14 protein-coding genes are annotated in these 12,865 nt (G+C 65.8%); 7 read left to right on the forward strand and 7 right to left on the reverse strand.

What is annotated here, in order from left to right:
• From ABRZ00_RS10700 to ABRZ00_RS10730, 7 genes are all read left to right on the forward strand, one after another.
• Entirely contained in the window at positions 1 to 699 is a 699-nt protein-coding gene (locus ABRZ00_RS10700) for a flagellar basal body L-ring protein FlgH (protein ID WP_368642033.1), read from the forward strand.
• A gap of 4 nt (positions 700 to 703) precedes the next feature.
• Positions 704 to 1,846, forward strand: a complete 1,143-nt coding sequence (locus ABRZ00_RS10705; RefSeq protein WP_368642032.1) for a flagellar basal body P-ring protein FlgI — start codon at positions 704 to 706, stop codon at positions 1,844 to 1,846.
• An 8-nt stretch (positions 1,847 to 1,854) separates the two neighbouring features.
• Complete coding sequence (flgJ, locus tag ABRZ00_RS10710) at positions 1,855 to 2,826, forward strand: flagellar assembly peptidoglycan hydrolase FlgJ (protein ID WP_368642031.1); 972 nt, start codon at positions 1,855 to 1,857, stop codon at positions 2,824 to 2,826.
• Between the two features lie 115 nt (positions 2,827 to 2,941).
• The gene (gene flgK, locus ABRZ00_RS10715) at positions 2,942 to 4,600 is read left to right on the forward strand and encodes a flagellar hook-associated protein FlgK (protein WP_368639266.1); all 1,659 of its coding nucleotides are present in this window, start codon (positions 2,942 to 2,944) and stop codon (positions 4,598 to 4,600) included.
• 25 nt (positions 4,601 to 4,625) lie between these two features.
• Positions 4,626 to 5,885, forward strand: a complete 1,260-nt coding sequence (flgL, locus tag ABRZ00_RS10720; protein WP_368642030.1) for a flagellar hook-associated protein FlgL — start codon at positions 4,626 to 4,628, stop codon at positions 5,883 to 5,885.
• A gap of 189 nt (positions 5,886 to 6,074) precedes the next feature.
• Complete coding sequence (locus ABRZ00_RS10725; protein ID WP_368647694.1) at positions 6,075 to 7,850, forward strand: methyl-accepting chemotaxis protein; 1,776 nt, start codon at positions 6,075 to 6,077, stop codon at positions 7,848 to 7,850.
• A 2-nt stretch (positions 7,851 to 7,852) separates the two neighbouring features.
• Positions 7,853 to 8,542 carry a hypothetical protein gene (locus ABRZ00_RS10730; protein WP_368642028.1) on the forward strand — a complete coding sequence of 230 codons (690 nt, stop codon included), beginning with the start codon at positions 7,853 to 7,855 and terminating at the stop codon, positions 8,540 to 8,542.
• Positions 8,543 to 8,588: 46 nt separating this feature from the next.
• Here ABRZ00_RS10730 and fliR read toward each other — a convergent pair whose 3' ends face one another.
• The 7 genes from fliR to ABRZ00_RS10765 all read right to left on the reverse strand — a co-directional run bounded on the left by fliR (position 8,589) and on the right by ABRZ00_RS10765 (position 12,787).
• Complete coding sequence (fliR, locus tag ABRZ00_RS10735; RefSeq protein WP_368639262.1) at positions 8,589 to 9,374, reverse strand: flagellar biosynthetic protein FliR; 786 nt, start codon at positions 9,372 to 9,374, stop codon at positions 8,589 to 8,591.
• A gap of 19 nt (positions 9,375 to 9,393) precedes the next feature.
• Positions 9,394 to 9,663 (reverse strand): flagellar biosynthesis protein FliQ, encoded by a 270-nt coding sequence (gene fliQ, locus ABRZ00_RS10740; protein WP_343839126.1) that lies wholly within the window; start codon positions 9,661 to 9,663, stop codon positions 9,394 to 9,396.
• 10 nt (positions 9,664 to 9,673) lie between these two features.
• Positions 9,674 to 10,450: a flagellar type III secretion system pore protein FliP gene (fliP, locus tag ABRZ00_RS10745; protein ID WP_343839128.1), complete on the reverse strand. Its 777-nt coding sequence runs from the start codon at positions 10,448 to 10,450 to the stop codon at positions 9,674 to 9,676.
• Positions 10,450 to 10,770 carry a flagellar biosynthetic protein FliO gene (gene fliO, locus ABRZ00_RS10750; protein WP_343839130.1) on the reverse strand — a complete coding sequence of 107 codons (321 nt, stop codon included), beginning with the start codon at positions 10,768 to 10,770 and terminating at the stop codon, positions 10,450 to 10,452. The genes fliP and fliO overlap by 1 nt, the downstream gene beginning before the upstream one ends.
• Before the next feature lie 6 nt (positions 10,771 to 10,776).
• Entirely contained in the window at positions 10,777 to 11,217 is a 441-nt protein-coding gene (gene fliN / locus ABRZ00_RS10755; protein WP_343839520.1) for a flagellar motor switch protein FliN, read from the reverse strand.
• An 83-nt stretch (positions 11,218 to 11,300) separates the two neighbouring features.
• Positions 11,301 to 12,317: a flagellar motor switch protein FliM gene (gene fliM / locus ABRZ00_RS10760; RefSeq protein ID WP_343839132.1), complete on the reverse strand. Its 1,017-nt coding sequence runs from the start codon at positions 12,315 to 12,317 to the stop codon at positions 11,301 to 11,303.
• Positions 12,317 to 12,787 (reverse strand): flagellar basal body-associated FliL family protein, encoded by a 471-nt coding sequence (locus ABRZ00_RS10765; protein ID WP_368642027.1) that lies wholly within the window; start codon positions 12,785 to 12,787, stop codon positions 12,317 to 12,319. Before ABRZ00_RS10765 ends, fliM begins: the two co-directional genes overlap by 1 nt.
• Between the last annotated feature and the right edge of the window lie 78 nt (positions 12,788 to 12,865).

Genomic DNA, 12,865 nt, shown 5'->3' on the forward strand with positions numbered 1-12,865 from the left:
ATGTCCATGAAGGGATTGCGTCGTTTGGCAGGCGCGTGGGCGGCGACGCTGACGCTGGTGCTGTCCGGGTGCGCGCTGGTGCCGCCCGAGCCGATCGTCACGGGGCCGCTGAGCGCGCCTCCGCCGCCGCCGGAGATGCCGATGGCGCAGGCCAATGGGTCCATCTACCAGCCCACCGCCTACGGCAACTATCCTTTGTTCGAGGACCGCCGGCCGCGCAACGTGGGCGACATCGTCACGATCGTGATCCAGGAAAAGACCAACGCGGCCAAGAACGTCAACACCACGACCGATCGCAGCGGCAGCGCCTCCATGGGGATCGGCGCCAGCCCCGCTTTCCTGCCGACGGATCTGGGGGCGAAGCAGAATTTCGACGCCACGAGCGGCAATCAATCCAAGGGCACGGGGTCCAGCAGTGCCAACAACCTGTTCACCGGCACGCTGACGACCACCGTGATCGGTGTGCTGCCCAACGGCAATCTGCAGATCGCCGGGGAAAAACAGATCGCCATCAACCGGGGCAGCGAGTACGTGCGCTTCTCCGGGGTGGTGGATCCGCGCTCGATCACCGGCAACGGCACGGTGGCCTCGACCCAGGTGGCCGACGCCCGCATCGAATACCGCAGCAAGGGCGTGATGGACGAAGTCCAGACCATGGGCTGGCTGCAGCGCTTCTTCCTCAATATCGCTCCGTTCTGACGCCATGGCCGCACCGTTGATTCCGACTTCTTTTCTCATGCGCCGCCTGGCCGCCGGCGTGCTGGCCCTGTGCCTGGGCGTGTTGTTTCCCCTGGGGGCCGCGGCCGAACGCATCAAGGATCTGGCGTCCTTTACCGGCGTGCGGGAAAACCAGTTGATCGGCTATGGCCTGGTGGTGGGTCTGGACGGCAGCGGCGACCAAGTGCGCCAGACGCCTTTCACCCAACAGAGCCTGACCAATATGCTGTCCCAGTTGGGCGTGACCGTGCCCCAGGGCACCAATATGCAGGTCAAGAACGTCGCCGCCGTCATGGTGACGGCGCGCCTGCCCGCTTTCGCCCAGCCAGGCCAGAGTCTGGACGTGGTGGTGTCGTCCATGGGCAATGCCAAGAGCCTGCGCGGCGGCACGCTGCTGATGACGCCGCTGAAGGGCGCCAATGGCCAGGTCTATGCCCTGGCTCAGGGCAATCTGCTGGTGGGCGGCGCCGGCGCATCCCAAGGGGGCGCCAGTGTCCAGGTCAACCAGTTGAACGGTGGCATCATTCCGGACGGCGCCATCGTCGAGCGTGGCGTCCCGACCACCTACGCCCAGAACGGGGCCGTCCGCCTGGAGCTCAACAGCAGCGATTTCGGCATCGCCCAGAACGTTGTGTCGGCGCTCAACCGCAAGTTCGGCGCGCAGACGGCGACCGCTCTCAATGGCCGCACCATCGAGCTGCGGGCGCCGACCGATCCCAAGGCCCAGCTTGCGTTCCTGTCCCAGGTGGAAAACCTGCAGGTCAGCCTGCCGCCCGCCCGCGCCCGGGTGGTCATCAACGCCCGGACGGGATCGGTGGTGATGAACCGCACCGTCACCATCGACGAGGCCGCCATCGCCTACGGCAATCTGTCGGTCACCATCAGCCCGCAGCAGCAGGTCAGCCAGCCGACCACGCCCTTTGGCGGCGGCGAGACGGTCGTGACGCAGAATACGCAGATCGAGATGCGCAGCGAGGGCGGCGCGATCCAGCGCGTCACCACCAGCGCCAACCTGGCCGATGTGGTGCGCGCCCTGAACGCCTTGGGCGCGACGCCGCAGGATCTGCTGTCGATCCTGCAAAACCTGAAAAGCGCCGGCGCGCTGCGCGCCGATCTGGACGTGATCTGAGGCCGGCCATGAGTTTCGTCTCGCACACCCCGTTGCCCAGTACCGATGCCCTGCCTTCGGCGCTGGACTTCAGCAGCCTGAACACGCTCAAGCGCGGTGTGCGGGCCGGGGGCGAGGCCGCCCAGGACTCGCAGCGCGAGATCGCCCGCCAGTTCGAGGCGATCTTCATCCAGATGATGCTCAAGCAGGCCCGCCAGCAGTCGGCGCAGATGCCTTCGCTGTTCGATTCCCAGGCAACGCGCATGGCCCAGAGCCTCAGCGACGAGCAGGCGGCGCTGGCGATGGCAAACCCTGGCCTGGGGCTGGCGGACGCCCTGCTGGCCCAGATGCGAGGCGGGGTGCTGACGCAGCCGCTGGATCCTTTGGCGAATCCCCCCGAGGCCGCGCGCTCGCGTCTGCCGGGCCTGCAGTCACGAATCGGCGAAGGCCGTCGCGAGGTGGCGGATGCGATCGGCGGCCTGATCGACCGGCTGGCGCGCGGCGGGGCGGGCGACCGGATCGGCGGCGCCATCCAGGGCGCCCCGGAACACATCCGGGCTTTCGTGGATCGCATGGGTGCGGCGGCGGAGTTGGCGGCCCGGCGCAGCGGCGTGCCGGCCAAGCTGATCCTCAGCCAGGCGGCGCTGGAATCCGGTTGGGGCGAACGCGAGATCCTGCGCCCCGATGGCCGCAGCAGCCATAACCTGTTCGGGATCAAGGCCGGAAGCGCCTGGCACGGCGAGGTGGTCCATGTCATGACGACCGAGTACGATGACGGCGTGGCGCGCAAACTGATGCAGCCGTTTCGCGCCTACGGGTCTTATGCGGAGTCTTTCCAGGATTATGCCGAACTGATCGGCAACAGCGAACGCTACGGCAAGGTCGCCCACGCGCCCTCGGCGGAAGTCGCCGCCCGGCGTATCCAGGAGGCCGGTTATGCGACCGATCCGGGCTATGCGGACAAGCTGATCTCCATCATGGGGTATTTCAACGCCCGTTGAGCGGCAGCCGCCCCTGCGCGCGCCCTAAATTTCCGGGTGCGCCTGCCGTTATGATCAGAGAAGAATTCCGGCTTGCGCCCATCCGGCGCGGCCGCAACCGATAGGATTGCAGCATATGAATCTGGCGAATCTCGGCAAAGCGGGCCTTCTGGTCGCGCAAAACCGCCTGCAGACGGCGGGGCACAACATCAACAATGCCGCGACCGCGGGCTACAACCGCCAGACCGTCCTGTCGCAAACGGCGGGGGCCACGCCGACCTCGGCCGGCTGGATCGGCCGTGGCGTGCAAGCCGTCAGCGTGCAGCGTTCCTACGATAATTTCCTGCAGAACCAGCTCACCAGTTCCCTGACGCGCGGCGCCTCCCTCAAGACCTATGGCGATCAGATCAGCCAGATCAACAATCTGGTGGCCGACCGCACGGTGGGCATTTCCCCAGGCATCCAGAAATTTTTCGATAGTCTCGATGCGGTGGCCTCGGCGCCCGCCGACGTGGCCGCCCGCCAGGAGCTGATCGGCCAGGCCAACAGCCTGGCCGCCCAGTTGCGCGACGCCAATGCGTTCCTGGACAGCCAGCGCAATAACGTCAATACCCAGATCGACACCACCGTCACCCAGATCAACAGCTATCTGGATCGCATCCAGGATCTGAACCGCCAGATCACCACGGCCAAGGCCACCAACCCGGATCAGCCGCCCAACGACCTGCTGGATCAGCGCGACCAGCTGGTGGCCGAGCTTGGGCAACTGGTGGACGTCAAGGCCTACGAGCAGGACGACCGCGTCAGCCTGACGATCGGCAACGGCCAGACCGTGCTCGGCGGGGATTCCGTCTATTACCTGGAAGCCCATCCCTCCAAGGCCGATCCGGGCCGGTTGGCGGTGAATTACACCACCAAGGATGCCTCGGGCAACACGATCCCCATCGAGATGGACGATACGCGGATCACCGGCGGCAAGCTGGGCGGCCTGCTGGCCTTCCGTTCCGGGGCGCTGGATGCCGCCCAGAACGACCTCGGCCGGATCGCCCTGGGGATTTCCGTCGCCATCAACGACCAGCACAAGCTGGGTGTGGATCTGTCCGGCACGCCGGGCGTCGATTTCTTCACGGTCGGCACGCCCAAGGTCATCGGTCACGAGACCAACAGCGCGGGCGCCGGCACCCCCGCGGCCGCGTATGCGGCGGGCGGTCTGTCCCAGATCACCAATCAAGACTACCGGGTCGAGTACGACGGCACGAACTACACCGTGACGCGGGTGCCCGAGGGCACGTCGCTCACGCCCACGGTCGCCGGCACGACCCTGAGCTTTGACGGCGTGGAGATCGATACGGCGGGGATGGCGCCGGCCGCCGGCGATAGCTGGCTGATCCAGCCCACGCGCGAGGCGGCGGCCGCCATGACCGTGGCGATCACCGATCCGGCCAAGGTCGCCGCTGCGGCGCCGGGCGCGGGCACCGCCAATGGCGACAACGCCCTGGAGCTGGCGGCGCTGCGCTCCAAGAAGGTGCTGGCCAACGGCTCCATGAGCATGAACGAGGCCTACTCCCAACTGGTCAACAGCGTGGCGGTCAAGACCCAGCAGAACACCACGGCGCAAAAGGCCCAGGAAACCCTGATCGCCCAGAATTTTTCCGCCCAGCAGGCCGTCTCCGGCGTCAACCTGGACGAGGAGTACATCAGCCTGCAGCAGTATCAGGAACAGTACCGCGCCGCCGCGCGCCTGATCGATACGGCTTCGACGCTGTTCGACACGCTGCTTGCCCTGCGCAACTAAGTCGCGAACGTTTCAGGAATTCATCATGCGTATCAGTTCCAGCCTCGTTTTTCAGACCGGCCTGAAGACCATCAACACCCAGCAGTCCGACTTGCTGCACCTGTACCAGCAGATCGGCACGGGCCAGAAGATGGTCACCCCGGCCGACGACCCCCTGGGCGCCTCGCAGGCGATCAACTTGTCGCAATCGCAGGCGCTGAACGCCCGCTATGCCGACAACCGGGCCGTGGCCAACCAGAACCTGGGCACCGAGGAAGACGCGCTCAATTCCCTGACCCTGCTGCTGCAGGACGTGCGCACCCGGCTGGTCGAAGCGGGCAACGGGACGATGTCGGATGCGGATCGCGGTACGCTGGCTGGTGTGTTGCGTCAGGCCCAGATGACGGCCTTGGGCATTGCCAACAGTACCGACGGCAATGGGCAATACCTTTTTTCGGGCTCCCGGGGGGATGTGAAGCCCTATGACGACAGTGGGGTCTACATGGGCGACGGGTTGCAACGCCTGATCCAGGCCGACCAGACCCGCCGGATTGCGGGCGGTGATGTGGGGGCCGATGTCTTTGAACGTGCGCAGCCGGGCACGCGTGCCTACCTGTCGGTGGCTGATCCGGCCAATGCGGATTCAGCAGGAGGCAAGACCGGCACGGCTGTGCTGGGTGAGGCCGCAATTGTCGACAATACGCTGGGTAATGCCGACGCCCGGTATTCATTCAGCATCGCATTCGATACCACCACCAGTCCGGCAACTTATACGGTCACGGCGACGGATCTTGTGGGTGGTACGCCGGCGGTGACCACAACGCACAATTGGACCCCGAGCCAGAAAACATTGGATTTGGGGGTGGGCACCACCGTGGAGATCAGGGGCGAACCCGACAACGGGGATCTCTTCACGGTCGAACCGCTGCAGCATTCGACCAGCGTCAACCTGTTTCAGGCGCTGGGGGATTTGGCCGATGTGCTGGAGCAACCCTCTCAGGGTGACAGCGTCTCGCTGGCCGGTCTGAGCAATATGCTCAACACGGCATCTCAGAAGCTGGCTACGCTGTACGACAACGTACTGACGGTGCGCGCGTCGGTGGGTGCGCGCATGAACGAGCTGACCGCCCTGGAAAATACCGGCAGCCAGCGCAATCTGGGCTATGCCAAAGCCTTGTCCAATATCGAAGACCTGGATTATTACGAAGCTTCGACTCAACTGAGCCTGCGCAAGATGGCGCTGGAGGGCGCGGGCCTCGCGTTCCAGACCATCCAGAGCCTGAGCTTGTTCAACCGCAATTCGTGATTCCGTCGGGGGTCGCCCCGGCGGGTATTCGGCTTACCGTGATTGCTTCGGCAATTCCGGCTCGCTCCACCCCCCCGACCGAGGGGGAGAGCAATCCCGACGAATAGGGCCTACAAGGCCCTATTTTCTTTGGAAGCATCCCGGCACTGCCATGGCATGCTAGGGAGGCCTATAAATGGTAGAGGCGACATGAAGAAGATTTCCGTGACATTGTCCTTGCGCGCCCGGCTTACGCTGGTCGTGGTGTTGTTGTCCCTGCTGACTTTTGCGGCGGTGGGCAGCGCCTGGTTCGTCCAGCGTGAAAGCCAGCGCACGGTGGGACAATTGTCGGCCATCGGCGTTCAGGCCAACTCCGAGGTCAAGAACGCGTATATCTACGCCCAACAGGCCGCCACCCAGGTTGACGGCGCACTGGGCATTGCCAATGAAAAACAGCGTCTCTGGGAACTGGACCAGGCCGACAAACTCCTGCAGCGCTCGCGCGAGGGCATGGCGGCCCTGCAGGCCTCGGGCGCCCTGGCAGGCTCCACAGGAGAAAACCTCCAGCATATGCTGGACGCGACGTTCAACGACTACTGGACCCAGGTCGAAAATCTGCGTGATTTCGCGGCCAAGCAGGATGCCAGGGGGTTCGAGGCCCTGAAGCGCGGTCGCCTGCGCAGCGCGGCGCGCGGCATGGACCGGGTATTCGGCCAGTTCGACAAGTTCATCCAGGATCGCAGCGCGGCTTCGCGCGCCGAACTGGTTCAACTGTTCCATTGGGCCAATATCGGCATGCTGGCGCTGCTGGCCGTCGCCGTGGTGCTGGCGCTGCTGGCCTACCGGACCTTGATCCGCACGGTGTTGCGGCCTTTGCAGGCCGTGGGGCGCCATCTGCAGCGGATCGCGAGTGGCGATCTGCGCGTGTCCATCGTGCCGCGCTCCCATGACGAGATCGGCTCCCTGCTGCGCGGCCTGAAGGCGATGCGCGACAGCCTGGAATCCATGATTTCCGGCGTCCGGGGGCGGATGGGGCAGATGGCCGACGGCGCCCAGCGCATTGCGGCGGGCAACCTGGACTTGAGCAGCCGCACGGACGAGCAGGCGGCGGCCCTGCAGCAGACGGCGGCCAGCATGGAAGAGCTGGCCAGCACGGTCAAGCAGAATGCCGACAATGCCCAGCAGGCCAATCAGTTGGCGCAGACCGCGTCCCAGGTGGCCTCGCGCGGCGGCGAGGTGGTGGGCGAGGTCGTCGCCACCATGGAGGGCATTTCCGGCAGTTCGCAGAAGATCTCGGATATCGTGGGGGTGATCGACAGCATCGCCTTCCAGACCAATATCCTGGCGCTGAACGCCGCCGTCGAGGCGGCCCGCGCCGGCGAACAGGGCCGCGGTTTTGCGGTGGTCGCCGGGGAAGTCCGGGCACTGGCCCAGCGCTCGGCAGGCGCCGCCAAGGAAATCAAGGCCTTGATCGAGGATTCCGTCCACCGGGTCGGCGCGGGTTCGTCCCAGGTGCAACGGGCGGGCGAGACCATGCGGGAAATCGTCGAGGCGGTCACCCGCGTGTCCGACATCATGAGCGAAATCACCGCGGCCACCATCGAGCAGTCCTCGGGCATCGACCAAATCAATCTGGCCGTGGCGCAGATGGACTCCGTGACACAGCAAAATGCCTTGCTGGTGCAGCAGGCGGCGGAATCGGCCGGGTCTCTGGAATCCCTGGCGGAAGAGGTCAGCCAGGCGCTGGCGGTATTCCAGGTGGACGATGCCGCCGCCGGACACGATCACGAACCGCAGCCGGCCGGGGCGCCCGCTGCGAACGCGCCGGCGCTGGCAGCGGACCCGGCAGCCAAGCCGGCGCCTGCTGCTCCGGCGCCCGAGCCGGCCGCCCCCCGGCATGACCGGGCGGCACTGCGGCTGCCGGCCGCACAACCGGCGGCCTCTGCGCGCCAGGCGGCGGGCGAGGACGAATGGGAGGAATTTTGAGCATGACGTTTCTTTGTGCACGCCGGCTGCGCCGCTCCGTGCTGGCGGCCTCGGTCGCATTGCTGTCGGCCTGCACAACCAGCGGGACCACCTTCAATACCGCCGGCTTGAACCAGATCGTCGTGGGTCGCACCACGCTGGATCAGGCGTCCGGCTATCTGGGCGCACCGCCGGTGGATGTCTGGCGGCAGGGCGGTTCCACATTGGCCCGCTGGGCCTACAAAGGCACGATTGCCACGGATGCCGTCTATTTCCGCCAGGAAGCCTGGTTGCGCTTCGGCCCGGACGGCACATTCCAGCACATGGAAGATTCCGTCAATCTGCCGCTGAATCGGCGGCCTCGAACCGCGGAAGAAGCCGACCGCGCGGCGCAGGCCGAGCGCGACCGGGCGGCCCGGCAGACGGCGGCTGTGCCTGCGCAGGCCACGGCGGCGCCGACGGTTCCGCAATCGCCGGACACCGATACGGTCCCGGTGCCGGCCGTCCCGGAGATTGAACCGGCTTCTTTGGCCATTCCGCCGTCGGCTGCGCCGGCGGCGTCGATTTCCGGCAAGGCGGCCCCTTCCAGGCAGACAAACCCGGTCCGGAAACCGGCTGCAAGCAAGCCCCCGCCGCCTGCGGCCAATCCATTGCTGCCGGCCGGTACCCGGGTCATCCCCGGGGTGACCTACCCGGTGCAGAAGTCGCACTAAGCAATGGCGGGGACGGCGGCGGGCGAGGCTCGCGTGCCGCCCGACGCTACAAGCCCGCCAGGCTGCGGGCGATGCGTGCCATGGCTTGATAGCCCCCTTCGAACAGGCCGGTCAGGAAGTCTCCGCTCTGGGGAATCACGATGGCCAGCAGGATCAGGCCCGTCGTCAGGGAGATCGGAAAACCGACGGCAAACACCGACAGTTGTTGCGCCGTGCGGTTCAGGATGCCCAGCGAAAGGTTGATCGTCAGCAGCACGACAATCAGCGGCAAGGCCAGCAGGATGCCTGAAATCCAGATCTGCGCGCTCCAGTCCAGCAGCGCGCCCCAGCCATCGGTCATCAGCGGCGCTCCCACAGGCAGCAGGTCGAAGGTGCGGATCAGGCCGTCGAGCATCAGCAAGTGGCCGTTGACCGCCAGGAAGACCAGCATCGCGACCAGATTGATCAGGCGCGAGAGCACCGCCGTGTTGGCGCCGGTGGCGGGGTCGAAGAACGAGGCGAAGGCCAGGCCCATCGGCAGCCCGACGAATTCCCCCGCCATCATCGCGGCGGTAAAGACCAGCCGCATGCACAGGCCCAGGGCCATGCCGATCAGCACCTGTTGCGCGGCGATCAGCAGGCCGCTCCAGGAGGCGGGCGCGATGTCCGGCATCGGGCCCGCCAGCGGCGCGGCGACCAGAGTGATGACAATGGACAAGCCGATCTTCACCCGGACGGGGATGGAGGATTCCCCCAGCACGGGCGCCAGAGCCACCAGGCCGGCGATGCGGAACAAAGGCCACAGCAGGCCGTTGATCCAGTCGTAGAGCTGGTCGATCTGGAAGTGAATCATGGCCTTGCGCGGCCGGGCCCTACGCGGCCAGGCCCGGGATGGAGTCGAGCAAGGTGCGGATGTAGTCCACCATGGTGCTGATCAGCAGGGGGCCGAGCAGCACCAGCGTCGCGCCCACGGCCAGCAGCTTGGGAATGAATGACAGCGTCATTTCATTGATCTGGGTGGCCGCCTGGAAGATGCTGATGATCAGGCCCACGGCCAGCGTCGTCAGCAACAGCGGGCCCGCCATGATCAGGGCCACGCGCAGCGCCTGGTAGGTCATGGACATGACGGCTTCTGGAGTCATGCGGGCCTCCTTATTGATAGAAGCTGCGGGCCAGCGAGCCCAGCAGCAGGTGCCAGCCATCGGCCAGCACGAACAGCATCAGCTTGAACGGCAACGAAATCGTCACCGGCGGCACCATCATCATCCCCAGTGCCATCAGCAGGCTGGCCACCACCAGGTCGATGATCAGAAAAGGAATGAAGATCGTGAACCCGATCTGGAAGGCTGTCTTGAGCTCGCTCGTCACGAAGGCGGGCACCAGGATGCGCAGGGGCACGGCCGTCTGGTCTTCCAGCGGGCCGATGCCCGCCATGTCGGCGAACAGGGCCAGGTCCGATTCCCGGGTCTGGCGCAGCATGAAGGTCTTGAGCGGCTGGCTGCCCCGGTCAAGCGCTTGCTCGAAAGTGATTTCGTCGCGCGACAGCGGCTGGTAGGCCTGGTCGTAGATCTGGTCGAAGACCGGCGACATCGTGAAAAAGGTCAGGAACAGCGCCAGGCCCACCAGGATCGAATTGGGCGGCGAGACGCCCGTGCCCAACGCGTTGCGCAACAGGCCCAGCACGATGATGATGCGGGTAAAGCCCGTCATCATCAAAAGCGCCGCGGGCAGGAACGACAGCATGGTCAGCATGACCAGTGTCTGGATGCTGAGCGACCAGGTTTCCGAACCGTTGGGGCCGGGGGTGGCGGTCAGTGCGGGCAGGGTGGCTTGCGCCAGCGTGCTGGCGGGCCAGGCCAGGATCAGCGCCAGGCCGGCCAGCAGCCAGGGCGCCGATCGTCGCGCGGCGTGCGGGGTCGGGCGGCGCATCAGGATCCCGAAAGGGTTTTGCCGAGCGTCTCGGCAAAGTCCCCGGATGCGGCATCGCCCGCACCGGGGCTATCAGGCAGGGTATGCAGCAAGGTGATCTGCTGGGCGGTCACGCCCAGTACCAGGCGGGTGTTTTCGACTTGAACCAGTGCGATCGAACTGCGCGCCCCGAGGCTGAGCGTGCCGAGCACGCGCAGGCGTGCGGACTGGGCCCGTCCCGGCAGCCAGCCGCCGCGGCGGGCCACCCAGGCCAGCATCAGCAGCAGGCCCAGGATGAACAGCAGGGCGAGGACGACGCGCAGGATCTGGTCCTGGTCCATGGCGGATCAGCGGCGGTTGTTCAGCCGCGCGATACGGTCCGATGGCGTGATGATATCGGTGACGCGGATGCCGTATTTTTCATCCACGACCACGACCTCGCCCTGGGCGATCAGATAGCCGTTGACGTAGATGTCCATGGGCTCGCCGGCCAGGCCGTCGAGTTCGACGACCGAACCCTGTCCCAACTGCAGGATGTTCTTGATCGTCAGGCGCGTGCGGCCCAGTTCGACCGAGAGCTGGACGGGGATGTCCATGATCATGTCGATATCGCTTTCGCCATCGGCGGACTGGCCGGACAAGGGCTGGAACACCTGGGCCGCGGCAGGCTGGGCCGCCGGCGTTGAGGTGGCGGCAGTCTGCTCGGCCAGGGCGGCGGCCCAGTCGTCCTCCGCGCCCAGGCCGCTGGCCTGGGTGGGCTGGTCGTGTGCGGATTGCTGTTCGGCCATGGCGGCGGCCCAGTCGTCTTCCACGGAGCCGTCGGATGCTTGGCCCGGCAGATTCGGGTCCTGGGTGTCGTCTTTGATGTCGCTCATTTTTTCGTGCGGGCTAGCAGTTTGTCGGAGTCGTCGGGCGAGGCGAGAACCTTGCGCACGCGCAGGGCATAGCGGCCGTTGAAAGTGCCGTAGCCGCATTCCAGTACGGGGACGCCGCCCACGCGGGCCGTGACGGTGGGACGGATGTCCACCGGCAGCACGTCGCCGACGGCAAGATGCAGGAGTTCGGCGATGGAGGTGTCGACCCGGGCGAATTCCACCGCGAGTTCGACCTCGGCGCTGCGGACTTCACGCGAGAGCTGTTGAGTCCAGCGCTGATCGATCGCGTCGGATGCGGCCTGCTGGAGCGGCCGCGTCAGCAGGTCGCGGATGGGCTCGAGCATGGAATAGGGCAGGCAGATGTTGAGCTTGCCCCCGGAGGCGCCGAGTTCGATGTTGAAGGAAGCCACCACCACGATGTCGTTGCCCGTGCTGATGCTGGCGAATTTGGTGTGCATCTCGGAGCGCAGGTATTCGAGCTCCAGCGGGTAGACGGATTCCCAGGACTCGCGGTAGCAGTCCAGTGTCAGGCCCATCAGGCGGCGGATGATGCGCTGCTCGGTATTGGTGAAATCGCGGCCTTCGATGCGGGTGTTGTAGCGCCCGTGGCCGCCGAACAGGCTGTCGATCACCAGGAAGACCAGATTCGGATCGTAGGTGAACAGGCCCGTGCCGCGCAGGGGCTTGAGCGCCACCATGTTCAGATTGCTGGGCACGGGCAGATTGCGTTCGAAATCCGAGTATTTCTGGATTTTGATCGCATTGACGGTGATGTCGGCATTGCGGCGCATGAAGCCGAAAAACATCGAGCGCAGCCGCCGGGCGAAGCGTTCGTTGATCAGCTCCAGGGTCTGCATCCGGTGCCGCACGACGCGGTCGGGCGACCCGAGGTCGTAGGAGCGGACGCCGTCCTGGGCTTCGGCCGGGGCCTGCTGGCCCGAGGACTCCTCGCCGGTGACGCCTGCGATCAGCGCATCGACTTCGTCCTGGGAGAGCATGCTCTGGTAGACCATTACTGCACCACGAAAGCTGTGAAGAGTACGTCGACGACCTGCGGGCCGGGCAGTTGTGTCACGAAGGGACGGGTCAGCGCGGTTTTCAGGCTGTCGCCCAGTGCCTGACGGCCCTCGGGCGTTTGGATGACCGGCAGTTGCTGCGCCGAAAGAACTTTGAGGATGCGGTCGCGGACTTCAGGCATGTAGTCCGTGACCTGCTTGCGGGAAGCCTCGTCGCCCAGGCGCAGCGTGATCGCCGTATAGAGAATCCGGTTGCGCAGTTCGCCGTACAGCGTGACCGTGAAGGGATCGAGTTCGGCGAAGATCGGCGCGGGAACGACGGGCGCCTGGACGGGCGCCTGGGACACCTGCCCGGGCGCTGCAGCCGCCGCGGGAGCGCTGTCCCGGCTGGTGAACCACATCGTGGCGCCGACCGTGGCGCCGATGATGATGACGAGCAGGAGGATGAATTTGAGTAGCCTGAGCATGGTTCCGGGTTAATGCGTCACGATGACTGAAGGGCAAAATGAAGCATTGTCATGCGGGTCCTGCCCAGGAAAACGAAA

The organism is Castellaniella ginsengisoli, assembly GCF_040955415.1.
In the GTDB taxonomy this organism is placed as follows: Bacteria; Pseudomonadota; Gammaproteobacteria; order Burkholderiales; family Burkholderiaceae_B; genus Castellaniella; species Castellaniella ginsengisoli.